Source organism: Rahnella sp. PAMC25617 (assembly GCF_050606005.1).
Classification (GTDB): domain Bacteria; phylum Pseudomonadota; class Gammaproteobacteria; order Enterobacterales; family Enterobacteriaceae; genus Rahnella; species Rahnella variigena.
On sequence record NZ_JBOCUM010000002.1, the window covers coordinates 196,355 to 220,855 of the forward strand.

Consider the following 24,501-nt stretch of genomic DNA (forward strand, 5'->3'; position numbering starts at 1 on the left):
GCGAAAACTGTCCGATAACCTGATCAGTCCACAACCACGATAGCGGAGAACACAGCGTCAACAGCATGGCATGTTCAAAAATAAGTCGTACCAAAGGGGGAATGAATGTTAACTCGAGATTTCCTGCGTAACGCAGATTGTAAAACAGCATTCGGCAGCATTGACGAATCGATGCTCCTGACCCCTGAACAACGTGCCGCCTCACTGAGCTGCACACTGGCGCGTCGCCCCGATAACAGCCCCGTGTGGATTTTTGGCTACGGTTCGCTGATGTGGAATCCGGTTTTCGATTCCGAAGAGGCGCGGCCTGCCATTTTGCGCGGCTATCACCGTGCCTTCTGCTTACGTCTGACTTCAGGGCGCGGAACCCATGCGCAACCGGGCCGCATGCTGGCGCTGCGTGATGGCGGGCAGACCACCGGGCTGGCATTCCGTCTGCCGGAAGACAAACTGCACGAAGAACTCGAATTGCTGTGGAAGCGTGAAATGCTGACCGGCTGCTATCGTCCGACCTGGTGCGAGTTAGAACTCGATGATGACCGCACGGTGACAGCGCTGGTATTTATCATGGACTCCTCACACCCGCAGTACGAAGCGGATACCGATTATCAGGTTATCGCGCCCCTGATTGCGCAGGCCAGTGGTCCGCTGGGCACCAACGCACAGTATTTGTTTGCCCTGGAAAAAGAGCTCAACAATTACGGTATGCGTGATGACTGCATGAGCGAACTGGTAAAACAGGTACGGATGCTGCTGTCGGTCACGCCCGGCTTTGATGTGCCCGGCCTGAGTTAAAGACTTTCCCCCTTCAAACTGCGCGGGCCCTCCGCGCAGTCTTATATCCCCCAGCGATTTTGCTGCCTGACGTTTTTTCTGTGAAGAAGCGCAAGGCGACTGCAACGACTGAAACGTCAAAAATCCTTCTGGAAGCAGTATCCCGTCTCTGGCTATTGGTAGTTAGCAGCCATTAAGCATTCCGCTATTGTTGCGCCTGTTGTCACTCAACGCCTTCAACTATCCTTTACATGGGGATAGTTATGGCACAGTATAGGGAAGCTCAGGGGCATGGATGAAAGCTATATTTGTTGAATTACCCGCTTTTGAAGCAAACCGTTCGGCGTATATGTCCGACGATGAATACCGGATCCTGCAAAATGCGTTATTGCTTTTCCCCACTTGCGGGGATGTGATTATGCATACCGGGGGATTACGCAAACTTCGGTTTCTTGATCGTCAGAGGAATAAAGGCCAGCGGGGTGGTACGAGGATTATTTATTACTGGTGGGTCGCAAAATCGCATTTTCTTCTCATTACGGTGTATGGAAAAAGCGAAGTGAATGACCTGACATTCGCGCAAAAAAAGATGTTAGGACTGCTGTTGAAACAGCATAAGGCGAAACAAGAATGACGATGAAACGGGATCTGTTTACTGAGATTGCGGACGGCCTGAATGCATGGGGTGAAGCCGGTCAGGGTAAGCGTACGCTTAAAACGGTGGAAAGAACTGTCGATCGTGAAGTGAGGTTGAGCGCGGTGGAATTAAAAGAGATTCGGGAGAACCTGAATATTTCGCAGGCGGTATTTGCCTATTACCTGCAAACCGCGCTGACAACCTATCAGAACTGGGAACAGGGCAGAGCGAAACCTAACCGTCAGGCCATTTTGCTGATAAAGCTGGTCGAAAAAGACCCGGCGACATTAGAGCAGCTGGCGGGTTTGGTATAAATATCGTGGATATGAATTGTCGTGCGGGAGAAGTGCTGAGGGGAAAGCATTCCCCCCGTCTGGCTCTACACAGAGATCTTGCGTACGGTTTGCCCCGACACGGTTTCCTGCCCGTTCGGTCCGTAGAATTTCTGCGTCTGGCTGGCATTGAGAATAGCCAGCGCCTCGGTGTTATAGGCAATTTGTTTGCCCAGTAACATGCCGTTATGGCGATTGATCTGACTCAGTTTAGTGGTCAGTTGCACGACTTCTTCCCACATTGCCGTGATTTCCGGCTGACGCTGCCCTTGTGGATCTAAGTAGGGTGCATTTTGTTTCAGGCGCTCGTCATGCTGACGACGCTGCTTATCAAGATAGTCTACCGTAGCTAACAGTGAGCTTTTCTGCTCGGTGATATGTTGCAGGGCAGCACCATTAACGCGGCCCGAGCAAAGTATCGTTTGTTCGTGATTAATCACTTGATCCAGAGCTTGCAACGTTTCAACCAAGGTAGTCATGGTCTTGATAAAGTTCTTCATCGGGCCTTAATACCTTCCAACTATTCGTCTTTAATCCTGAAGCCTCAGTTTAAAGACCTTTGAGATAATCCTGCGTGTCCTGCAACAAAGCATCGGCAATTTTGCCGGTATCCATGGTCAGTTTGCCATCACGGATAGCTTGTTTCAGTTCGTCGACACGTGCCGTGTTGATGTCCTGAGCACTGGACTGAGTCAGAGACGCTTGCGCTGAACTCAGGGTCACCGCCGTACCGCTGGTGGTGGTGCCAGAAACGGTACCTTCTTTGCGCGCAGTCTGAACAGAAGCTTCAGAAGGATCGCGCTGCTGGATCGAAGTTAAAGGTGAAACACCTTGCGTGCGATCGATAGCCATAATCTTTTCTCCGGTTAGGGTATTCAGGGCTGTTAATTAACACAAAAACCCTAAAAATGCCGTCGTGAGACGACTCTGATACGTTTGTTATCGACATGTGGCGAAATAACTTTAGCCTTTATTGCAACTTTTTGTCCAAAAGTGGTTGCAATACAGGGTTAAATCTCCACTGTCACAGAGCCGTCCGGGCCGACCATCCCGTTCACAATCACGCCTGACGGCATTCTGATCCGCACCGAGTCATTCGCTGCTGCATTATTCATCGCCTTTCCGGCACTCGACACATTGAATCCACTGCCTGTTGCCTGAACCTGCACTTCCTGTCCTGCATGCACCATCCACGGACGTCGTAACATCGAAAGCGTTAACGGCTGACCAATGCTGATATTGCGCAGCGTAATGCCGTTAATCGCCTGTTTGCTGTCGAGAATGGCCTTCGGTGGCAATAAATCCAAACGGCCTGTTTTTTGCTGCAAATCCGTTTCTGCCAGATGCGCGCCCGACGGCACATTTTTCGCCGCGACCCAGTAGGTGCCGCTGACCTGTACCTTGGTCTGCACATAACTCTTTTGCCCGTTACAGTTCACCGCTACTGACACATTGCCCCAGGTACGGCTGTTGGGCGAAAGCATAAATTGTGGTGACAAACACTGGGGCTGACGCGCCGCAGGTGTGGTGACCAGCACCGTCACCTGCATTCCGCTTTGCGAATATTGCTGGCGGAAGAACTGCTGGATTTGCGAGGACAGCAGTGTATCGCTGTTCGCCGAAGCTGGCACGCTTGTGACCTGCTCGTTTTTCACGGGCACAGACTGTGCATAACTCGCCGCACCGGATGTCGCACCCAAAAAGATGCAGCCCAGTGTTATACCGAAACGACGGATTCTCTGCCTGTTCATACGCAATTCACCTTTGTGCCAACTTACTACTGGCGACAAGTCTACGCGCACTTTTCAATTCCTAAAGGAACAAATAGCGGACGATTTTGCGCTTATTCAGACGATAGGCAGTTGACACTCGCATTTATGCTGTCGACTCCAAAATCTCACTTTGCGGAGGGCGCATGCTCGACAAATTGAACGCCGCACTACAGTTCCAACAGGAAGCGCTCAACCTGCGTGCCCAGCGGCAAGAAATACTTTCAGCCAATATTGCCAACGCCGACACCCCAGGGTATCAGGCGCGCGATATCGATTTCGCCAGTCAGTTGCAGAAGGTGATGGAGCAGGGGCGCGCGAGTGGCAGCGGTATGTCTTTAGCGTTGACATCCGATCGCCATATTCCGGCGTCGAACGTCCAGCCTGCAGATATGGATCTGATGTATCGGATCCCTGACCAGCCGTCAGCCGACGGTAACACGGTCGATATGGATCGTGAACGTACTAATTTCGCGGATAACAGCGTGCGCTATCAGACCGATTTGACCGTCCTCGGCGGCCAGATCAAAGGGATGATGTCGGTGCTGCAAGGATAATAACCCATGTCAATGCTCGGTATTTTTGATATCGCCGGTTCTGCGCTTGCCGCGCAGTCTCAGCGCCTGAACGTCAGTGCCAGTAACATGGCCAACGCCGACAGTGTGACCGGCCCTGATGGCCAGCCGTACAAAGCTAAGCAGGTTGTTTTTCAGGTGGATGCGGCACCGGGGCAGGAAACGGGCGGCGTGAAAGTGGCGCAGGTCGTTGATGATCCGTCTCCGGACCGCCTGGTCTTCCAGCCGGGCAATCCGATGGCGGATGCCAAGGGCTATGTGAAGATGCCAAACGTAGATGTGGTCAGCGAAATGGTGAACACCATCTCCGCTTCCCGCAGTTATCAGGCCAACGTCGAAGTGCTTAACACCACCAAGTCGTTGATGATGAAAACCCTCACTCTGGGGCAATAGCGGAGCGAACCATGGCCATTACCACGTCGATTAATGACACCACAGACAACACCACGATCACCAGCACCAGTTCTGGCGGTTCGTCCACTACGGGCGCCAGTTCTGCCGATGATTTATCCAGCAGTTTTCTGACGCTGTTAGTCGCACAGCTGAAAAACCAGGATCCGACCAACCCGATGGATAACAGTCAGCTGACCAGTCAGCTGGCACAGATCAGCACCGTGAGCGGGATTGAAAAACTCAATACCACACTCGGCAGCATTTCGGGGCAAATCACCAGCGGTTCTTCCGTACAGGCCAGCTCCCTGATTGGTCATGGCGTGATGGTTTCCGGCAGCGCCATTCTGGTCGGCAGTGACACTGACGGCACCGTCAGCACCACGCCATTCGGTTTTGAGCTGGAAACAGCGTCCGATACCACCACGGCCACCGTCAGCGATTCCACCGGCAAAGTGGTGAAAACCATCTCGCTGGGCGGCCAGACCGCCGGTGTTCACAGTTATACCTGGGATGGTACGCAGGACGATGGCACCAAAGCACCGGATGGCGGCTACACCTTCAGCATCAATGCCCTGAACAACGGACAGCAAATGGTCGCGACACCGCTTAACTATGCGCTGGTCAATGGTGTCACCACCAGTTCATCAGGCACCACAGCGCTGGATCTCGGGGTGCGGGGAACCGCTTCCGTCGATTCAGTTCGCCAGATTTTATAAGCCGTTGGCTCACTTCCTTTGCAGGAAGAAGAGCTGAAATCCTTAACTTCATGCAGCAACTACACACAGAAAAATGGAGCTAACATGAGCTTTTCCCAAGCAGTCAGCGGCCTGAGCGCGGCATCCACCGACCTGGACGTGATCGGTAATAACATCGCCAACTCCGCCACCGTGGGGTTCAAAACAGCGACCGCTTCTTTCGCCGATATGTTTGCCGGTTCTCAGGCAGGCATGGGCGTTAAAGTCGCGGCTGTTACGCAGAACTTTAACGATGGCACCACGACCAACACTTCACGTGGCCTGGACGTGGCGCTGAGCGGCAACGGTTTCTTCCGTCTGGCCGACAGCAGCGGTACGGTTTATTACTCGCGTAACGGCCAGTTCTCCCTTGATGCTAACCGCAATCTGGTGAACTCGCAGGGTCTGAGCGTGACAGGCTATCCGGCAACGGGTACGCCGCCGACCATCGCCGCCGGTGCGCAGCCTACCGCGCTGAGCGTTCCGACCACCATGATGAGTGCGAAAGCCACTACCGCAGCCACCATGGTCGCTAACCTGAACTCTACCGACACGGCTATTCCGGCAGCGAAGACGTTCAATGCTAACGACGACACCACGTACAACTACGTCAACAGCATCACCACCTATGACTCTCAGGGTAACGCGCACGATAACAACGTGTACTTCGTGAAAACCGCGTCTAACAACTGGGATTTGTACTCACTCGACAGCAGTGTGGCCGGTTCTGCCGCCACCAAAATGGGTACGCTGCAATTTGATACCAGCGGCGCACTCGCCAGCGCAACCCAGGCTGACGGCACTGTCAATGCTGACGGTTCCCTGCCGATCGTGATGAATACCTCCACCAATGGCACCGTGACGCCGCAGTCTGTTGGCCTGAACTTCACCGGCAGTATCCAGCAGAGCACCGGCAGCGACAGCATCGGTTCCCTGACTCAGGACGGTTACGCCGCAGGCCAGATGACCGGTTACACCATCAATGATGACGGCACCATCACCGGCACTTACTCCAACCAGAAAACGCAGCTGCTGGGACAGATTGTCCTGAGCTCCTTCTCTAACCCGGAAGGTCTGCAATCTGAAGGCAACAACGTGTGGACGGCAACGTCGTCTTCCGGTCAGGCCGTTAACGGTGTTGCAGGCGCGGGTGGTTTTGCCAGCATGACCAGTGGTGCGCTGGAATCTTCCAACGTCGATCTGAGTGCTGAACTGGTGAATATGATCGTTGCTCAGCGTAACTATCAGTCGAACGCGCAAACCATCAAAACTCAGGACTCCATCCTGAACACGCTGGTTAACCTGCGTTAAGACGCTCTTTTTTACTTTGAGAACAGGGCAGCACTATGGATCACGCTATCTACACCGCGAGCGGCGCAGCGAGCCAGACACTGGTTCAGCAGTCGGTCACGTCAAGCAACCTTGCTAACGCCAATACACCCGGCTTTCGCTCGCAACTTTTAGCCATGCGCGCGGTGCCGGTGGAAGGTCAAAGCCTGCCGACCCGTACCCTGGTCACGGCGTCCACGCCGGGCGCAGACATGACGCAAGGCAAACTTAACTACACCGGCCGTCCGCTGGATGTGGCTTTACAGCAGGACGGTTTCCTTGCGGTGCAGATGCCTGATGGCACTGAAGCTTATACCCGTAACGGTGACATGCAGGTGTCACCGACTAACCAGCTGACCGTACAAGGTCATCCGGTAATGGGGGATAACGGCCCGATCGAGGTTCCGCCGAACTCACAGCTGACGATTTCTGCGGACGGCACTATCGCCGTGCTCGAAGCCGGCGCTGACCCGAACACCATGGGACAGCTCGGTAAGCTCAAGCTGGTGAAAGCCGCAAACAGCGAAGTGACCCGTGGCGACGACGGCATGTTCCGTCCGACCCCGGCCACGGCGCTGGCGCGCGGTGCCGCTTTACAGGCCGACCCGACCATTCACGTGATGCCGGGAACACTTGAAGGCAGTAACGCGGATCCGGTGTCGACCATGGTTGACATGATTGCCAACGCCCGCCGCTTTGAGATGCAAATGAAAGTCATCCACAGCGTCGATGAAAATGAACAGAGTGCCAACAATCTGCTGTCAATGAGCTGATGATGGCAGAGGAGTAATGACATGATCCCATCGCTGTATATTGCGAAAACCGGTCTGGATGCGCAGCAGACCAACATGGACGTCATCGCCAACAACCTGGCGAACGTCAGCACCAACGGCTTTAAACGCCAGCGTGCGGTATTCGAAGACCTGCTTTACCAGACTGTCCGCCAGCCAGGTGCGCAGTCTTCTGAGCAGACCAACCTGCCATCCGGTTTGCAGATTGGTACCGGTGTGCGTCCGGTGTCGACTGAACGTCTGTTCTCGCAGGGCAACCTGTCGCAGACCAGCAACAGTAAAGACATCGCCATCAAAGGCGAAGGTTTCTTCCAGGTCCAGCTGCCGGACGGCACCACCGCGTATACCCGCGACGGTTCTTTCCAGGTGGATCAGAACGGTCAGCTGGTGACGTCGAGCGGCTATCAGGTGATCCCGGCCATCACTATTCCGACCAATGCGCTGAGCATGACGGTTGGTCGTGACGGTATCGTCAGCGTGACCCAGCAGGGGCAGACGGCGGCACAACAAGTTGGTCAGCTGACGCTGAGCACCTTTATCAACAACAGCGGTCTGGAATCCATGGGTGAAAACCTTTATCAGGAAACCCAGAGCTCCGGCGCGCCAACCGAAAGTACTCCGGGACTTAACGGTGCCGGCCTGCTGTATCAGGGTTATGTCGAAACCTCGAACGTCAACGTGGCGGAAGAGCTGGTCAACATGATCCAGACGCAGCGCGCTTACGAAATCAACAGTAAAGCCGTGTCTACGTCGGATGAAATGCTGCAGAAACTTTCGCAGCTGTAAGTGTTTAGTACGTCATAACTTTTAGTACGTCATAACTTTTAGTACGTAACAACTTTTTGTACGTAACAACAAAGTGAAAGTGGCTGTCGCAGATTCGGGCAGCCACAAAAATAAGAGGACTGGGGCCAGATGGCATCAGTCCTGAACCGGTTCAGATCCCTACCAGGTCGATTTTTTTAAGGCGAAACTGTGGTGAGCAAAAAAATAACGTCGGTAATGACTTCTTATACAGACCGACCAGGCAAGCTGGTGCTGCCGCTGTTAATCACGTTACTGGCGAACGGCTGCGCGTATATGCCGCATACCCCGCTGGTACCCGGAACCACCACAGCGACCCCTGCGCCCGCCGCACCGCCGGTGCCTAACGGTTCGATTTTCCAGTCCGTTCAGCCGATGAACTATGGTTATCAGCCTCTGTTTGAAGACCGCCGTCCACGTAACATCGGGGATACTCTGACCATCGTCTTGCAGGAAAACGTCAGTGCGAGCAAAAGCTCCTCGGCGAACGCCAGCCGCAACGGGTCAACCACCTTTGGCGCCGCCACTACGCCGCGCTACCTGGAAGGGCTGTTCGGCAATGCCCGCGCCGATCTGGATATGTCCGGTGCCAATACCTTCGCCGGTAAAGGCGGCGCAGCAGCCAATAACACTTTCAGCGGCACCCTGACCGTGACGGTCGCGGAAGTGCTGGCTAACGGCAATCTGAAAGTTGTCGGTGAAAAACAAATCGAAATTAATCAGGGAACCGAATTCATCCGGTTCTCCGGTGTGGTCAACCCGCGCACCATCAGTGGTGCAAACGCCGTTATCTCCACGCAGGTGGCAGATGCGCGCATCGAATACGTGGGTAACGGCTACATCAATGAAGCGCAGAACATGGGCTGGTTGCAGCGGTTCTTCCTAAACTTATCGCCGTTATAACGAGGCAATCATGCGAAAACTACTTTCCGGTGTTATCTGTCTGGCGATGTCCGCCCTGGTGGTACTGCCCGCATCCGCTGACCGTATTCGTGATCTGACGACGGTACAAGGCGTGCGTGATAACGCCCTGATCGGCTACGGCCTGGTGGTCGGCCTCGACGGAACCGGTGACCAGACCACGCAGACACCGTTCACCACCCAGACCCTGACCAACATGTTGTCCCAGTTAGGGATAACCGTTCCGGCCGGGACCAACATGCAGCTGAAAAACGTGGCCGCCGTGATGGTGACTGCCAAAATGCCAGCGTTCTCGCGTGCCGGTCAGGCGATTGACGTCGTCGTTTCCTCTATGGGTAACGCCAAAAGTATTCGCGGCGGCACCTTGCTGATGACGCCGATGAAAGGCGTGGATAACCAGGTTTATGCACTGGCGCAGGGTAACGTGCTGGTCGGCGGGGCGGGTGCGTCTGCCGGTGGCAGCAGCGTAACGGTTAATCAGGTGTCCGGCGGTCGTATTACCGGCGGCGCAACCATCGAACGTGAACTGCCAAGCACCTTCGGCACCGAAGGCGTGATCAACCTGCAACTTAACGATGAAGATTTCAATCTGGCGCAGCAGGTCAGCGACGCCATTAACCGTCAGGGGATGGGCACCGCGTCGGCGCTGGATTCCCGCAATATTCAGGTCATCGTGCCGCGCGGCAATACGTCGCAGGTGCGCATTCTGGCGCAGATTCAAAATATCGAAGTCAACGTCGGGCCGATGGATGCGAAAGTGATTATCAACTCCCGTACCGGTTCGGTGGTGATGAACCGCGACGTGACGCTGGATAACTGTGCGGTCGCACAGGGCAATCTTTCTGTGGTGGTCGATCGTCAGAACGATGTCAGCCAGCCAAACACGCCGTTCGGCGGCGGTCAGACCGTGGTGACGCCAAACACCAATATTTCCGTGCGTCAGTCCGGTGGCTCTATTCAGCAGGTGCGATCCAGTGCCAGCCTGAATAACGTGGTCCGTACGCTGAACGCGTTAGGCGCGACGCCTATCGACCTGATGTCCATTTTGCAGGCCATGAAAACAGCCGGCTGCCTGCGCGCTGATTTGGAAATTATCTGATGAGCGATCTGATGTCGATGTCCGGTGCTTTCGACCCGCAAGGGGCGGCGTACGATGCCAATTCCCTCAACAAACTGAAGCGGGATGTGGGACAAAATCCGCAGGCGCATCTCAAAGAAGTAGCGAAACAGTTTGAAGGCGTCTTTGTCCAGATGATGCTGAAAAGTATGCGTCAGGCATTGCCGCAGGGGGGCATTCTCGATAACCAGTCCACCAAACTTTATACATCGATGTACGATCAGCAAATTGCACAGGACATGTCCGACAAAGGGTTGGGCATGGCCGATATGATGGTGGAACAGCTGACCGGCGGCTCTAAACAGCCTTCGGAGCTGTCCGGTACGGTGCCGATGGCGCTTGACGGTGAAGTGCTGAAAAGTATGCCGGTGCAGGCGATGGAACAGTATCTGCGTAAAGTCATTCCGACCGCCCCGGACCGCACCACCGGCGGCGCACCGCTGCCGGCTGACAGCGGACAGTTCGTGTCCAGCCTGAGCATTCCGGCGCAGGTGGCGAGTAAAGACAGCGGGATTTCGCATCAGCTGATCATGGCGCAAGCCGCGCTGGAATCCGGCTGGGGACAGCGCGAGATACCGACCGCTGATGGCAAACGCAGCTTCAACCTGTTTGGTATCAAAGCGGGCAGCAGCTGGGACGGCCCGACCACCAATATCACCACCACCGAATACACCAACGGCGTGGCGAAAAAAGTCCAGGCCAGTTTCCGCGTTTACGGCTCATATGTGGAAGCCATCAGCGATTACATCAAACTGCTGACCAGCAACCCGCGTTATGCCCAGGTGGCCTCCGCCAATACCCCTGAACAAGCCGCGCATGAACTGCAACGCGCAGGCTATGCCACCGACCCGAATTATGCCGACAAACTGGTCAGCGTTATCCAGAAAATTAAAGGGGCAGGCGAGCAGGCGGTTAAGGCTTATGGCCATGATTTAAAAGATATCTTTTAGATCCCCAAATCCTCGTTTTTTTTCTCAAGTTTTGGCGGTGCAGGCCGATAACCAGATCAGAATGGGAAAAGGGGAAAGCCCCGATTCAGTTCCCTTAATTACACGGTGGTAAAAAAAGTCACCGGCAGACAAAAGGTCACTCATGTCCAGTAGCTTAATTAATACCGCAATGAGCGGACTGAACGCAGCGCAGGCCGCGCTCAGTACCACCGGGAACAACATCGCTAACGTCAGTGTGGCCGGTTATAACCGTCAGACGGCGATCATCACCCAAAGCAACGGCAACTCCACCTCCGCCGGTTACATCGGTAACGGTGTGACCGTGACCGGCGTGAACCGTGAATATAATTCCTTTGTAGTGACCCAGTTGCTCGGCGCCAGCGCCACCGGCAGCGCGCTCTCAACGCAGCTGGATCAGGCAAGCTCAATTGATGACCTGCTGGGCGACAGCTCAACCGGCATCGACGCCACCATGTCCACCTTCTTCAAAGGCCTGCAAACCCTGACCAGCAATGCCAGCGACAGCTCGGCACGTCAGGCGGTTCTCGGCGAAGCGCAGGGCTTAACCGCGCAGTTCAACAGTTCAGCGAAATACCTGAACGACATGAACACCGCGGTGAATCAGCAGATCACGCAGAACGTTGACCAGATCAACACCTATGCGGCGCAGATTGCCAAACTGAACACGCAGATCACGGCAACCCGTGGCAGCACCGGTCAGGAACCTAACGCTTTGCTCGATCAGCGTGACCAGCTGGTCAGCCAGCTGAACGACATTACCGGTGTGACCGTGACACAGCAGGACGGCGACACGTACAACGTCTCCTTTGCTAACGGCACGCCACTGGTGAGCGGCGGCAACTCTAAAACGGTGGTGGCGGTGGCTTCCAGCGCGGATCCGTCCAAACTGACCGTCGGTATGACTCAGCCGGACGGCACTGTTTCTGAAATTCAGGAAAGCCGTCTGACCACCGGATCTCTCGGCGGCACACTGGCGTTTCGTAAAGACAACCTCGAGCCGGCCATCAATCAGCTCGGGCAGCTGGCGCTGACCTTCTCTGATGCGTTCAACAGCACCAACAAAGCCGGTTTTGATCTCAACGGTGACGCAGGGACAGATTTCTTCTCTTACACCGGCGCAACGACCGTAGGTAACACCAAAAACACCGGCACCGCCGATGTCAGCGTGGCGTACAAAGATACCACCGCGGTGAAAGCCAGTGATTACACTATGGCCTATAACGGCACCAGCTGGGATGTGACCCGCGTTTCCGATGGCGCAAAAATCACGCCAACGGCAGGCACCGACAGCAGCGGCAATCCGACCATGGAATTCGACGGATTATCGGTTTCTGTTTCCGGCACGCCATCGACCAATGACAGCTTCACCATCAAAACCGTCAGCAACGTGGCGGGAAGCATGGGGGTGGCGATCACCGATTCTTCACTGATTGCCGCTGCCAGCGCAGCCGACAGCGGTGTGAGCGATAACACCAACGCGCAAAAATTACTGAACTTGCAGACCGCCAAACTGGTGGAAGGCAAGTCTACGCTGTCCGGCGCTTACGCCAGCCTGGTGAGCAACGTCGGGAACCAGGTGGCGACACTGACCACCACCAGTACCGCGCAAAGCAATATCGTGACGCAGCTGACGACGCAACAGCAGTCTATTTCCGGGGTTAACCTCGATGAGGAATACGGCGATCTGCAACGTTATCAGCAATATTATCTGGCTAATGCCCAGGTTGTGCAGACGGCGTCGACGATATTCGACGCCATTATAAATCTCCGCTGATCCCAGAACTGACAAGGAACTGATGCCATGCGCCTTAGTACCAATATAATTTACCAACAAAACATGGATGCGGTGCTGGATGGGCAGAACCGTTTCCAGGCGACCGGTTTACAGCTTTCTACCGGCTCGAAAGTCAGTAAGCCTTCTGACGATCCGCTGGCGGCTTCACAGGCCGTGCTGGTGCGTCAGGCGCAGTCTGAAAACAGCCAGTTCTCTGTTGCGCGTACTTTTGCTAACCAGAGCATGAGTCAGGAAGAATCGATTCTGTCGAGCGTGACGTCCACCATTCAGGATGCGCAGACGCTGATCGTACAGGCCGGTGATGGCTCGCTGAGTGACGATGACCGTTCTTCTCTGGCCACCAAGCTGGAAAGTCTGAAATCGCAGTTAGTGAATATGGCGAACAGCACCGACGGTAACGGGCGCTATATTTTCGCCGGTTATAAAAGTGATACCGCGCCTTATACACAGGATCCGACCACCGGTGCGGTGACGTATTCCGGCGGGGATACGGCGATCACCCAGCAGGTTGATGCCAGCCGTACCATGACCATCAACCACACGGGTAATCAGATTTTCAATTCCCTGACCGGTGATGCGAAGAAAGAGCCAGACGGCACGACCGGCGAATCCGATATCTTTAAGACGATCGACAGCGCGCTGACCGCACTGAAAACGCCTTCAGCGGATTACACCTCGGATACTGAATATTCCGACGCGATCGATAAAGCCAACCGTGGCCTGAGCAACTCACTCAATAACGTGTTGTCCGTGCGCTCTGAGCTCGGTACGCAAATGAGTGAGCTCGACAGTCTCGATACGCTCGGTGATAACCGCGACGTGACCAACTCCACCAAGCTCAGCAATCTGGTTGATACCGAGTGGACCTCAGCGATTTCCACCTACACGCTGCAACAGGTTGCACTTCAGGCGTCATACAAGACCTACAGCTCCATGCAAGGTATGTCGCTGTTCCAGATGAACTCGTAATCCCTCCGGCGCGCCCGCATCGCGCGCCCGTTTTATCCTCTTCATAATCTGCTGCCAGTCCGCCAAATGCGGGCCGGCAGGCATTTTTCTGACTGTACTTAAACCGGGTACTTTCAGCTTTGTATGTCGTCTTTCTAAGGTTTGGCGACATACATCTTTTTCCCTCTTCATATTTCAGACTGGCTCAGCGTTGGCTGCCTTCGCGAACCCCGATCACATACTTGTTGTATGCTCCCGGGGATTCGCTCAGTTGCCGCCTTGATCCAATCCGAACTATTTTGAGGGGCGTAGAGTGAGGTGATTATTCGTTAATGACCAAACATGGCGAGTAATACCGGGAACAGGAACGGAGCGAGGAGGGAGGTGATGATCCCGCAGATGACCAGCGCCAGGGAGCTGAAGGCGCCTTCCTGATAATCCATTTCTGCACAGCGGGCGGTACCGAGGGCGTGTGAGGCGGTGCCCATTGCCAGTCCGCGTGACGCTTTGGTGGTAATCTTTAATATGTTCAGGATCGTATGACCAAATACGGCGCCAAGGATGCCGACGAAAATCACGCAGACCGCGCTGATGGCCGGAATGCCGTTAATAGACTGTGCCGTCGCCATCGCAATCGGCGTGGTGACGGATTTCGGTAACACCGAGGCGGCAATCTGTGGTGTTGCACCCATCCATAACGCGATTGCCGTGCCGGTGACCATGGCGACGACGCTGCCGATAAAGCAGATGCTGATGATGGATTTCCAGCGGGCACGGATCTGATGCAGCTGTTCGTACAGCGGAAACGCCAGTGCCACTACAGCCGGTTGCAGCAAATCATTGAGGATTTTACTGCCGGCGAAATAGCGGGCGTAAGGAATATGGGTCACCAGCAGCAACGGGATAATCACCACCATCGACATCAGTAACGGATTCAGCAGCGGCATTTTGAGTTTGATAGCCAGTTTGCGGGTGGCGAAAAAGACCAGCAAGGTCAGCGGAAGCGACCACAAAATATCAATCATTTTCTTTCTCCGCTTTGTCTGTCACCACGCCGCGTTCACCGTGGATATAGTGGGAACAATACGCGACAACCAGTAACACGATAATCGTACTGACCAGACAGGACACCACCAGCGGGCCGAACTGCGTGCGCAGCTGCTCGTAATAGTTCATCACCCCGACGCCGATAGGCACAAACAGCAGCGCCATATAGCGGATCAGAATGTTGCAGCCGGGTTTGACCCATTTAAACGGCAGAATCTGCGTGGAAAGCAGGGCGAATAAGATCAGCATTCCGATAATGCTGCCCGGGATCGTCAGCGGCAGAAGAGATGAAATGGCATTCCCGGCGAATAAACACAGATAAATCAGAATAAATGCCCGGATATATTGGAATGCCAGAGAAGTTGCATTGCTCATGGTGTTTCACCCAGTTGAATGATGCATTCATCATACAATTAAGATGTGATCTGCGCCACATAACTCAGTATGAAATTTAGGAATGAAGTGTATGCCAAAACCGCAGGGTTTGGCTGCTGAAATGACTCATATCCCCCGTATAATCAGCCGCCGATGGCCCTTGTAATAGTGTCTGTCGCTTTGCCCGAGCTCGTCCCCGTTTGTACAGTAACAATGCCCCGCCAGAGCCCGTCCTGCGGCTTTAATAACCAATCAGATAACGTTATTCAAAATTAGCATAACGATAGTATTTATCAGACTTTCTGGGAAGTTGAAGAAACTTTACACTCAACAAAACTTTAGCAATTTCGCTACTTTGGAGAGTCTGACCTGATGAAAGCTTTATTACCGTCCGTCCTGTTTACGGCTATTGCGGCTACTTTCGCGGTTCAGGCCGCCACACCGCCGGACACGCTGGTCATCGCCCAGTCCATTGATGACACTTCCAGCTTTGACCCGGCGCAGGGCTTTGAGCTGACCACGGTTCAGGCTTTCAACAATATTTATCAGCGTCTGGTGCAGTCAGATCCTAATAACCCGATTGATCTGAAACCCACGCTGGCGAGTTCCTGGGAAGCGGGTAAAGATAACCGCAGCCTGACGTTTACCCTGTCGCCGAAAGCCGTGTTTGCCAGCGGTAATCCGCTGACCGCCGATGACGTAATTTTCTCGCTGTCACGCGTGGTGAAACTTAATCTCGAACCTTCTTTCATTCTGACTCAGCTGGGCTGGACTGATAAAAACGTCGATACCTTCCTGACGAAAGTCGACGATCAGCATGTGAAAGTCAGCTGGACCGCCGATGTCAGCCCGTCTTTCGTGCTGAGCCTGCTGTCTGCGCCGGTATCCTCGATTGTCGACAGCAAACTGGTGAAAGCTAACGCGACGGCTGACGACCTCGGCCATCAGTGGCTGAGCAACCATTCTGCCGGTTCCGGTCCGTATCAGATCCGTAACTATATTCCGCATGAAGTGGTGATCCTCTCCGCCAACCCGACCTCTCCTGAAGGCGCGCCGAAGCTGAAAACCATTCTGATTAAAAACGTACCGGATCCGGCTGCTCGCCGTCTGCTGATTGAGCAGGGCGATGCGGATATGGCACGTAACCTCGGTTCGGATCAGATGGCGGCGCTCGAAGGCAAAAAAGGCGTAAAACCGCTCGCCGTGCCATATGCCTCGTTATATTTCATGCAGTTCAACGCCAAAGCGTCTCCGGCGCTGGGCAACCCGGCCTTCTGGGAAGCGGCGCGTTACCTGTTCGACTATAACCACATCGCGCATGACCTGATGAAAAACCAGTTCCAGGTGCATCAGTCGTTCCTGCCGGAAGGTTATCTGGGCGCGCTGAACGATACGCCTTACACCTATGACCCGGCCAAAGCCAAAGCGATTCTGGCGAAAGCCGGGCTGACCAACGTCAGCTTTACTTTGTCTACCGCCAACCAGCCGCCGTATCTGGATATCGCTCAGGCGTTGCAGGCCAGCTTCGCGCAGGGCGGCGTGACCGTTAAACTCGATCCGGGTTTAAGCTCGCAGATTTCCACTAAAGTGAAAGCGCATGAATACGACGCCTATATGTCTTCATGGGGCCCGGACTATTTTGACCCGAACACCAATGCTTCCGCGTTTGCTTTCAATCCGGAAGATGGCAGTAAAACACTGGCATGGCGCGCCAACTGGTCGATTCCTGCGCTCAATAAACTGACGCTGGCGGCGATTGCCGAGCCGGATCAGGCTAAACGCGTGGCGGATTACCGTCAGCTGCAATTGGAACTGCAGAAAAACTCACCGTTTGTCATCGGCTTACAGGCTAAAAGCCTGATCGCCGTGCGTGACAACATTAAGGGCTACGTGCAGGGCATCAACCCTGACATGGTCTTCTACAGCAAGGTCACCAAGTAATGACAGACAGTTCAACACCCGCCGGATTTGTCCGGCAGGGTTGGCGCTGGTCAGGCCGTCTGCTGACCGGCGTGATTTCGCTGGCGCTGACGTTGCTCGGCCTGCTGGCGTTCACCTTTACGCTTTCCCATCTTGCCCCGATTGACCCGACACTTCAGGTAGCGGGCGATCACGCCAGTGAAGCCACCTATGCGCAGGTGCGTCGTGATTTAGGTCTCGACCAGTCGGTACCGGTGCAGTTCGCCCGTTATCTGGATCATCTGGCGCACGGCGATATGGGGATTTCCCGCATTACCGCGCAGCCGGTCGCCAGCGATTTAATGCGTACTTTCCCGGCGACCGTCGAACTGGCCACCTGTGCCATTTTGCTTGGCGGATCGCTCGGCATTTTGCTGGCGCTGCTGGCGGTCTGGAAACCAGGCAGCTGGCTGGATAACGTCGCCAGAATGGTGTCGCTGCTCGGGTATTCCGTGCCGATATTCTGGCTGAGCCTGCTCGGTCTTTTGCTGTTTTACGCGGTGCTGCACTGGGCGGGCGGTCCGGGACGACTGGACGACTTGTATATGTACACCATGACGCCGCGCACCGGATTTGTGCTGATTGATACCTGGCTTTCCGGCGACCGCGACATGTTCTATAACGCCATCAGCCATTTGTGGCTGCCGGTAACCGTGCTGGCGATGTTGTCGATGGCGGGCATTACCCGTCTTCTGCGCGCCTCGATGCTCGGTGAAATGAACAAAGAATACGTGATTCTGGCGCGTTCCAAAGGCGCGGGCAGGGCGAGGGTTTTACTCTGCCACGTCTTCCCGAATGTGCTCGGAACACTGATCACCGTGCTTTCGCTTTCCTACGCCAGCCTGCTCGAAGGCGCAGTACTGACCGAAACCGTATTCGCCTGGCCGGGCGTCGGACGTTATCTGACTACCGCGCTGTTCGCGGCAGATACCCCAGCTATCCTTGGCGCGACGCTGCTGATCGGTACCTGTTTCGTGCTGCTGAACGCACTGGCTGACGCCCTTACTTATTTGCTCGATCCGCGGACCCGGTAGTTTTCGCTTATGACACAACAAATGATCCCTGAACAACCAGCGCAGGTCGAAATCGAGACTACCGTCTGGAAGCCTGCGCGACGCATTACCACGCTGAGCGTCGGTCTGGTGCTGGTCGCCATTCTGGTGCTGACCGCGCTGCTCGCACCTTTACTGGCACCGTTTGATCCGAACATTCAGCACATCGAACTGCGCTTACTGCCGCCTTCACATCAGCACTGGCTGGGCACCGACGGTTTTGGCCGCGACCTGCTGTCCCGTGTGATTTACGGCGCGCGTCCGACGCTGCTGCTGGTGTCACTGATCCTGGTGCTGACCATTCCGGTCGGCCTGCTGATCGGCATCAGCGCCGGTTATATCGGTGGCTGGTTCGAGCGCATTCTGATGCGTCTGACCGACATCGTGATGTCATTGCCAAGTCTGGTAATGGCGCTGGCGCTGGTGGCTATTCTCGGTCCCGGCCTGATGAACGGGGCGCTGGCGCTGGCCTTTACCAGCTGGCCGCCGTTTGCCCGTCAGGCGAGGGCGGAAACGCTGGCACTGCGCCGCAGTGATTATCTGGCCGCGGCGCGTATGCAGGGCATCGGCGGATTGCGCCTGATGTTTGGTCACATCCTCCCGCTGTGTTTACCGAGCGCCGTGGTGCGGGCCGCACTCAGCCTCGGCGGCATTATTCTGGCATCCGCCGGTCTGGGCTTTCTCGGCATGGGTATTCAGCCGCCGACCGCGGAATGGGGCTCGATGGTTGCCGAAGGCAGTAAAGTAATTTTCGACCAGTGGTGGGTCGCCGCTGCACCGGGTGGGGCAATTCTGTTTGCCAGCCTGGCTTTCAACCTGCTGGGCGATGGCCTGCGTGACAAAATGGATCCACGACATGGCAACTGATTCCTTAAATACCGACAAACTTGTCGCGAAAGATCTCACCATTTATCTGCCGGGCGAACGTCCGCTGGAACTGGTGAAATCCCTTTCACTCAGCGTCGGGCAGGAACGCGTGGCGCTGGTTGGCGAATCCGGTTCCGGTAAATCCCTGACCGCCCGTGCGCTGATGGGGCTGCTGCCGCATCCGTGCCAGCTGCGCGCTTCGCAACTGACGCTGGGCGATCACGACCTGACGACGTTAAAGGAACGCGAATGGAACAAACTGCGCGGCAATCGTGTTTCGATGGTCATGCAGGATCCGAAACATGCGCTGAATCCGACGCAAAAAATCGGCAAACAGGTCGAAGAGCCGCTGCGTTTGCATACGCGTCTCGGGCGTAAAGAGCGTCAGGAAAAAGTAGCCGACATGCTGAATGCCGTCGGTTTGCCCAATCCGGCTTTTCTGCAACAGCAATATCCGCATCAGCTTTCCGGCGGGATGGGCCAGCGCGTGATGCTGGCGATTGCGTTGATCAACGATCCGCAGTGGCTGATCGCCGATGAACCGACGTCGGCCCTGGATTTTGACATGCGTGAACAGGTGCTGGGCTTAATCGAACGTCTGGTCGAACAGCGCAATATGGGGCTGATCCTGATCAGCCACGACCTGCAACAGGTGGCGCACTACTGCGAGCGCGTACTGGTGATGTACAAAGGCGAACTGCTCGATGAATTGCCTGCGGATCAGCTGGCACATGCCACGCATCCGTATACCCACACGTTATGGTCGTGCAGACCGAGCAAATTTACCCACGGCGAACGCCTGCCGGTGCTGGATCGTGCGCTGCTGGCCTCTTTAAAACAGGAGCCGAATCATGAGTGAGGCAATTGCTGAACTGCACCAGCTGAGCGTGTCCCACCGTCAGGGCGTTGAAGTCCGCACCGTGGTACATAACGTCAACCTGACGATTAATAAAGGTGAGTGCTTCGGGCTGGTCGGGCCGTCCGGTTGCGGTAAATCTTCTCTTTTGTGGGTACTGGCGGGGCTGAACGGTCACTGGGACGGCGGCCTGACGCTGCTCGATCATAAAGTAAAACCCGGCAAGCCGTTCACCGGCAGTCTGCGCCGTGACGTACAGATGGTGTTTCAGGATCCGTACGCCTCGCTGCACCCGAAACACAAGTTGCTGCGCACGCTGGCTGAGCCATTAAAAATCCTCAAAGAGCAGGATATCGAACAAAAGATTGCTGAAGGATTCCGTCAGGTCGGGCTGGATCCGGCGCTGATGCACCGTTATCCGCATCAGCTTTCCGGTGGCCAGCGCCAGCGCGTGGCGATTGTGCGCGCGCTGTTGCTTAAGCCTAAGCTGTTATTGCTCGATGAACCCACGTCTGCGCTCGATATGTCAGTGCAGGCGGAAATCCTTAACCTGCTCAACGATCTTAAAGCCAGCAGTGACCTGACCATGATTCTGGTCAGCCACGATGCGGACGTGATTGACCATATGTGCGACAGAGCCGTACATATGGCAAAAGGAGTTGTTCTGAGTTAATTCGCTGAGGAGCCAGCCGAGCTGCTCACTGTCAAAATTCACACCCAAAGCTGGCCTGCTGAGGCCAGCTTTGGCAGCAAAAAAATTCCACCCGGTTTAATTTCAATAAGAATATTCCTAGTTGCAATTCTATTACTATCTTGTTTAAACTTTGTTTAGTCAGGATCCCGGCAGATTTTTATCCTGAAATAATACAAACATCTGACATTATTTGGGATATTGCCCACGCTCGCTGGTTTTTTCGAAATTATTAACCTAATCTTAAAATTTATTCCCAGATCAAAATTCCAAAAGTGGCTTGATAAAATAAAGCGAGGATTTAATCAAAGTAAGGAATAATTAATGGCGTGGAAAAGAAGAGAGAAAGTGGCAATTATGGAACCACTTTCGATGGTCAGTGATGTAATGTCGCAGATCCTGAGAGAAGAGAGTGACATTATTATTGAAGGCACACTTTCTAATTTCATATCCCTCAAGTCTTTGCTGGAATTGCGAAAATTGGATGTGGTTTTCAGTGAGGTTTATGATGTCAATACGTCTATTATTGAAGGCCTGGATTTCTTAAGAAAACTTAAAGCACAATTCCCCGCCATTGATATGATTATTCATACTGAAATAGAAATTCCTGCTTTACTGATTCAGAGTAATGCAGATGCTATCTATATGAAACAATTAGGCGTTGAGGGCTGCCGTGCTTCCGCAGCGCAAATCCTTAATGCAACGAGCATGGTGAGCGTACTCTTTTACGAAGACAGAAAACTTCGTTACGATTTCGAAATACTAAGCGATTATGAATGGGAAGTGCTGATTATGTTCAGCCAGCAAATGAGCATTACTGAAATTGCGACGAAAATGAAAACCCAATATCGACGCATCAGCCGGGTGAAGCACATCATTATGGATAAACTTAAAGTGAGTAATAATGTGGCATTCAGTCAGTTCATGGCACTTGCCGGAAGCAAGTTTGGCGAGTATCCGCCGGTTTCTTTAAAATAATATTGCATCAATACTTTCATTTCAGGCACACCATGAAAACCGCAAAATCTGTTGGCCGGCCTTTATTATTTCTGTCAGGTACCTTGCTGGTAGCCACATTTATCCTGATTGTCACACATCTCGTCATCGCGACGTATGATCGTGACTATCTGGCTTCCTATGCCCGACACATCATGACGCGCGGACTGGAAGTTGCTGATGAGTCCGGTAAAATCGTCAGTAAAGTGAATGCCATACGCGATGAAACATGCAGTGATAAATTTCTCGATGAAATTCGTTATCTCTCATTTACCTCGGTATTTATCTCAGACATTGGCTACATCCGTGATCACCAGCTGAAATGTACGGCGATGCGCGGCCGTTTACCGGAGCCGGTGACGATGTCGGTGCCCGATGCCATCACCCGTTATGGTCAGCGCATATGGACATCCTTCAGCGGCATTGTAGACCCGCGGATCACCGCCGATATGATGGAATCGAAGAACGTTCTGCTTTTCCCGACACCGGCCGCATTTCGTGACATTTATGTTCCGTATAACGGCTTCGGTGCCGTGCTGATCAACCACCGGCACGACCATGTTTTCAGGCTGTTTGGCGACACCGCCGGACTGGTGCGGGATGTTAACGAAATGCAAGGTTTTGCGTGGTGGCACAAAGCCCGGTTCACGGAATGCAGTAAACGATATGATATTTGCGTGATGGCCAGAAACACTCAGATCGGACTTTTTTCGCTTTCAGCCACGGCGACAGTATTTATTATTCTTGCAGCATTAGCAGCCGGTGGAATGTTTACTTTCGCACTCCTCCAATACATCAGTAATACCCGTTCATTACAGAATAAACTCAGGATGGCGATCAGCCGGGATGACATTTATATCAACTATCAACCCTTTGTGGATATTGATACCGGCAGGGTGATTGGGTACGAAGCGCTGGCCCGCTGGAAAGAGGTAAACGGCGACAATATACCACCGGATGTGTTTATCAAACTGGCTGAGTCGACACATCAGATTAAGGCACTCACCCGGTCTGTCGTCACGCGGACGCTGGCAGAAATCGCACCACTCTTACGGGAGAATAACGCTTTATTTGTGAGTATTAACATCACTACCGCGGATGTGACTGAGGCGGATTTCAGGGTGTTTCTCGAAGAAGAGGTCGATAAAAGCAGGCTTCACCGCAAACAAATTGTATTAGAAATCACTGAACGTTCGACGGCAGACCATCGGCTGCTCAAAGAGTCATTAGCCCGGCTGAGAGATTACGGCTACCGCATTGCGCTGGATGATTTCGGTACCGGTTATTCCAATCTGGATTATCTGAGCAAGTTATCGTTTGATTTTATTAAGATTGACAAGATCTTCACCGATTCTGTTGGCAGCCAGTCAGTCAGTTTCAAAATGTTGAAATTGATGCTGGAAATGCTCGCCCAGACCGGTGCGACCATTATTGTGGAAGGAATAGAAGAACAGCATCAGGCGGACTTCTTCCTGAAAGAATATCCACGCATTGTCGGACAGGGCTGGTTTTACGGCAGGCCGGTGGATATTGATAAAATCACTTCCTGAGCGTGTCAGACTGGGGCCTTGTGCCCCTTTTATCTTTGTACCTCCATCATCGGGTCAATCCGCTTTATTTTCACCTCTCATGATTTCCATCTTCTATCTCGCATCTGCTTGTCTAAAGCACATCAATGTCGCCATGGTTTTCCCTTTTGAACGTTTTTGGTGATTCTTGAGCGACATCAATATTTACTCAGTCCTGACATAAACATCATTCTGAAAATATTCAATCTGGTTGTAATTGATATCTTCCGGTTAAATAACACGCCGAATGATTATTTTGCGAGCTGTTAATCATCTTAATGACGCAGTTTATAGGCAATCGTTTAATTATATTTAGAATATTCCTAGTTAAGAAATCGTAAGGAAGGAATATGTTTTCGAGATGTTAATTAAAATTGCAGATTATTTCTCTGGCAGGAAAACGGATCTACATCAATTTAGTGGATTAGTGTATGAAATAACTCATGCCAGAAGAATAATTCACTAATTTATGCGTTTTTGACGAGATTGATTGCCGAAAAAGGTCGTGACTTTATAGTGACTAGCACTGGCAGCGTACCCGGCGAAGGGACCTGCCAGAAGGAAATTAATCTAATGGAGAAAAGACGTGAATAAGAAAATTTTAGTGGCTTGTGGTTTACTGGTAGCGGGTTATTCAATGACGGCATCTGCTGTATCTGATAACACCATTTCATTTCAGGGTGAAGTAGCGGATCAGACTTGTGAAGTGTCGGTAAACAGCGATTCTGCCCCGGTTGTTTTATTACCTACTGCAGCCGTAAGTTCTTTAACGACTGCGGGTAATGTTGCCGGAACTACTTCTTTTGAAATTGCGCTGTCTGGTTGTGAAGAGGCAGCAGCTGCGACAACGATTAATACTGTTTTCTCAGGAAACTTGGTGGATACAGCAAATAAAGGCACACTGAAAAATACCGGCACAGCAACCAATGTCAATCTGCAATTACTGGATACGACTAATGATGAGATTGATTTAAGTTCCACCTGGACCAGTACTAAGAATGAACTTGGTTTAGCTGTAGGGGATGAAAGCGCCAGTGCAACATTCTATGTGCAGTATTATGCAACAGGCCAGGCCACTGCAGGTACTGTAGCAGGTTCTATTGAATATGCGGTGAGCTATTTGTAAGTCTGGCTTTATTTAAAAGATGGCAGGCATTCTGCCATCTTTCTTTCATATTACTTATTAGCGTTAATTAAATT

Annotated in this window: 27 protein-coding genes; 22 read left to right on the forward strand and 5 right to left on the reverse strand. The window is 53.3% G+C overall.

The annotated features are described in order from the left end of the window. Positions 1 to 105: 105 nt before the first annotated feature. The 3 genes from ACM615_RS01765 to ACM615_RS01775 all read left to right on the forward strand — a co-directional run bounded on the left by ACM615_RS01765 (position 106) and on the right by ACM615_RS01775 (position 1,725). Positions 106 to 795, forward strand: coding sequence for a gamma-glutamylcyclotransferase (locus tag ACM615_RS01765; protein WP_132966060.1), 690 nt, complete (start codon positions 106 to 108; stop codon positions 793 to 795). A 274-nt stretch (positions 796 to 1,069) separates the two neighbouring features. Further along, complete coding sequence (locus tag ACM615_RS01770; RefSeq protein ID WP_120163016.1) at positions 1,070 to 1,408, forward strand: toxin; 339 nt, start codon at positions 1,070 to 1,072, stop codon at positions 1,406 to 1,408. Positions 1,409 to 1,410: 2 nt separating this feature from the next. After that, a complete protein-coding gene (locus ACM615_RS01775) occupies positions 1,411 to 1,725 on the forward strand; it encodes a helix-turn-helix domain-containing protein (protein WP_374756883.1) in 315 nt (104 codons plus the stop codon). Positions 1,726 to 1,790: 65 nt separating this feature from the next. Here ACM615_RS01775 and ACM615_RS01780 read toward each other — a convergent pair whose 3' ends face one another. The 3 genes from ACM615_RS01780 to flgA all read right to left on the reverse strand — a co-directional run bounded on the left by ACM615_RS01780 (position 1,791) and on the right by flgA (position 3,494). Further along, entirely contained in the window at positions 1,791 to 2,243 is a 453-nt protein-coding gene (locus tag ACM615_RS01780) for a flagella synthesis protein FlgN (protein WP_112289795.1), read from the reverse strand. Positions 2,244 to 2,292: 49 nt separating this feature from the next. Further along, positions 2,293 to 2,595 (reverse strand): flagellar biosynthesis anti-sigma factor FlgM, encoded by a 303-nt coding sequence (gene flgM / locus ACM615_RS01785; RefSeq protein ID WP_112289796.1) that lies wholly within the window; start codon positions 2,593 to 2,595, stop codon positions 2,293 to 2,295. Between the two features lie 158 nt (positions 2,596 to 2,753). Beyond that, a complete protein-coding gene (gene flgA / locus ACM615_RS01790; RefSeq protein ID WP_165929041.1) occupies positions 2,754 to 3,494 on the reverse strand; it encodes a flagellar basal body P-ring formation chaperone FlgA in 741 nt (246 codons plus the stop codon). A gap of 164 nt (positions 3,495 to 3,658) precedes the next feature. Between flgA and flgB the strand changes: the two genes are divergently transcribed. The 11 genes from flgB (at position 3,659) to flgL (ending at position 13,911) form a co-directional block, all read left to right on the forward strand. Next, positions 3,659 to 4,069, forward strand: coding sequence for a flagellar basal body rod protein FlgB (gene flgB / locus ACM615_RS01795; protein WP_112289799.1), 411 nt, complete (start codon positions 3,659 to 3,661; stop codon positions 4,067 to 4,069). A 6-nt stretch (positions 4,070 to 4,075) separates the two neighbouring features. Next, a complete protein-coding gene (flgC, locus tag ACM615_RS01800) occupies positions 4,076 to 4,480 on the forward strand; it encodes a flagellar basal body rod protein FlgC (RefSeq protein ID WP_112289801.1) in 405 nt (134 codons plus the stop codon). Between the two features lie 11 nt (positions 4,481 to 4,491). After that, entirely contained in the window at positions 4,492 to 5,196 is a 705-nt protein-coding gene (flgD, locus tag ACM615_RS01805; protein ID WP_112289802.1) for a flagellar hook assembly protein FlgD, read from the forward strand. An 84-nt stretch (positions 5,197 to 5,280) separates the two neighbouring features. After that, positions 5,281 to 6,525: a flagellar hook protein FlgE gene (flgE, locus tag ACM615_RS01810; RefSeq protein WP_112289804.1), complete on the forward strand. Its 1,245-nt coding sequence runs from the start codon at positions 5,281 to 5,283 to the stop codon at positions 6,523 to 6,525. Between the two features lie 35 nt (positions 6,526 to 6,560). Then, positions 6,561 to 7,316, forward strand: a complete 756-nt coding sequence (locus ACM615_RS01815; protein ID WP_112289805.1) for a flagellar basal body rod protein FlgF — start codon at positions 6,561 to 6,563, stop codon at positions 7,314 to 7,316. Between the two features lie 21 nt (positions 7,317 to 7,337). Continuing rightward, positions 7,338 to 8,120 (forward strand): flagellar basal-body rod protein FlgG, encoded by a 783-nt coding sequence (gene flgG / locus ACM615_RS01820; protein WP_120163011.1) that lies wholly within the window; start codon positions 7,338 to 7,340, stop codon positions 8,118 to 8,120. A gap of 216 nt (positions 8,121 to 8,336) precedes the next feature. Then, the gene (locus tag ACM615_RS01825; RefSeq protein ID WP_120163010.1) at positions 8,337 to 9,041 is read left to right on the forward strand and encodes a flagellar basal body L-ring protein FlgH; all 705 of its coding nucleotides are present in this window, start codon (positions 8,337 to 8,339) and stop codon (positions 9,039 to 9,041) included. A 10-nt stretch (positions 9,042 to 9,051) separates the two neighbouring features. Then, complete coding sequence (locus ACM615_RS01830) at positions 9,052 to 10,158, forward strand: flagellar basal body P-ring protein FlgI (RefSeq protein ID WP_129639903.1); 1,107 nt, start codon at positions 9,052 to 9,054, stop codon at positions 10,156 to 10,158. Continuing rightward, positions 10,158 to 11,126, forward strand: a complete 969-nt coding sequence (gene flgJ / locus ACM615_RS01835) for a flagellar assembly peptidoglycan hydrolase FlgJ (RefSeq protein ID WP_120163008.1) — start codon at positions 10,158 to 10,160, stop codon at positions 11,124 to 11,126. The genes ACM615_RS01830 and flgJ overlap by 1 nt, the downstream gene beginning before the upstream one ends. 142 nt (positions 11,127 to 11,268) lie before the next feature. Next, positions 11,269 to 12,921, forward strand: coding sequence for a flagellar hook-associated protein FlgK (flgK, locus tag ACM615_RS01840; protein ID WP_129639904.1), 1,653 nt, complete (start codon positions 11,269 to 11,271; stop codon positions 12,919 to 12,921). 27 nt (positions 12,922 to 12,948) lie between these two features. Next, positions 12,949 to 13,911, forward strand: a complete 963-nt coding sequence (gene flgL, locus ACM615_RS01845) for a flagellar hook-associated protein FlgL (RefSeq protein WP_112289816.1) — start codon at positions 12,949 to 12,951, stop codon at positions 13,909 to 13,911. A 308-nt stretch (positions 13,912 to 14,219) separates the two neighbouring features. Here flgL and ACM615_RS01850 read toward each other — a convergent pair whose 3' ends face one another. After that, complete coding sequence (locus tag ACM615_RS01850; RefSeq protein WP_129639905.1) at positions 14,220 to 14,915, reverse strand: CidB/LrgB family autolysis modulator; 696 nt, start codon at positions 14,913 to 14,915, stop codon at positions 14,220 to 14,222. Next, entirely contained in the window at positions 14,908 to 15,312 is a 405-nt protein-coding gene (locus tag ACM615_RS01855; protein ID WP_112289820.1) for a CidA/LrgA family protein, read from the reverse strand. The genes ACM615_RS01850 and ACM615_RS01855 overlap by 8 nt, the downstream gene beginning before the upstream one ends. Before the next feature lie 372 nt (positions 15,313 to 15,684). Between ACM615_RS01855 and ACM615_RS01860 the strand changes: the two genes are divergently transcribed. From ACM615_RS01860 to ACM615_RS01895, 8 genes are all read left to right on the forward strand, one after another. Next, entirely contained in the window at positions 15,685 to 17,253 is a 1,569-nt protein-coding gene (locus ACM615_RS01860) for an ABC transporter substrate-binding protein (protein ID WP_431011337.1), read from the forward strand. Continuing rightward, a complete protein-coding gene (locus ACM615_RS01865) occupies positions 17,253 to 18,305 on the forward strand; it encodes an ABC transporter permease (RefSeq protein ID WP_112289823.1) in 1,053 nt (350 codons plus the stop codon). The genes ACM615_RS01860 and ACM615_RS01865 overlap by 1 nt, the downstream gene beginning before the upstream one ends. A 21-nt stretch (positions 18,306 to 18,326) precedes the next feature. Further along, positions 18,327 to 19,190, forward strand: coding sequence for an ABC transporter permease (locus ACM615_RS01870; RefSeq protein ID WP_132966207.1), 864 nt, complete (start codon positions 18,327 to 18,329; stop codon positions 19,188 to 19,190). Further along, on the forward strand, positions 19,180 to 20,049 hold the full coding sequence (locus tag ACM615_RS01875) for an ABC transporter ATP-binding protein (protein ID WP_132966070.1): 870 nt from the start codon (positions 19,180 to 19,182) through the stop codon (positions 20,047 to 20,049). Before ACM615_RS01870 ends, ACM615_RS01875 begins: the two co-directional genes overlap by 11 nt. After that, positions 20,042 to 20,719, forward strand: coding sequence for an ABC transporter ATP-binding protein (locus ACM615_RS01880; protein ID WP_159281092.1), 678 nt, complete (start codon positions 20,042 to 20,044; stop codon positions 20,717 to 20,719). The genes ACM615_RS01875 and ACM615_RS01880 overlap by 8 nt, the downstream gene beginning before the upstream one ends. A gap of 342 nt (positions 20,720 to 21,061) precedes the next feature. Beyond that, complete coding sequence (locus tag ACM615_RS01885; protein ID WP_431011338.1) at positions 21,062 to 21,715, forward strand: hypothetical protein; 654 nt, start codon at positions 21,062 to 21,064, stop codon at positions 21,713 to 21,715. Positions 21,716 to 21,747: 32 nt separating this feature from the next. Then, the gene (locus ACM615_RS01890) at positions 21,748 to 23,283 is read left to right on the forward strand and encodes an EAL domain-containing protein (RefSeq protein WP_431011339.1); all 1,536 of its coding nucleotides are present in this window, start codon (positions 21,748 to 21,750) and stop codon (positions 23,281 to 23,283) included. Between the two features lie 604 nt (positions 23,284 to 23,887). Continuing rightward, positions 23,888 to 24,427, forward strand: coding sequence for a fimbrial protein (locus ACM615_RS01895; RefSeq protein WP_431011340.1), 540 nt, complete (start codon positions 23,888 to 23,890; stop codon positions 24,425 to 24,427). Positions 24,428 to 24,501: the final 74 nt, after the last annotated feature.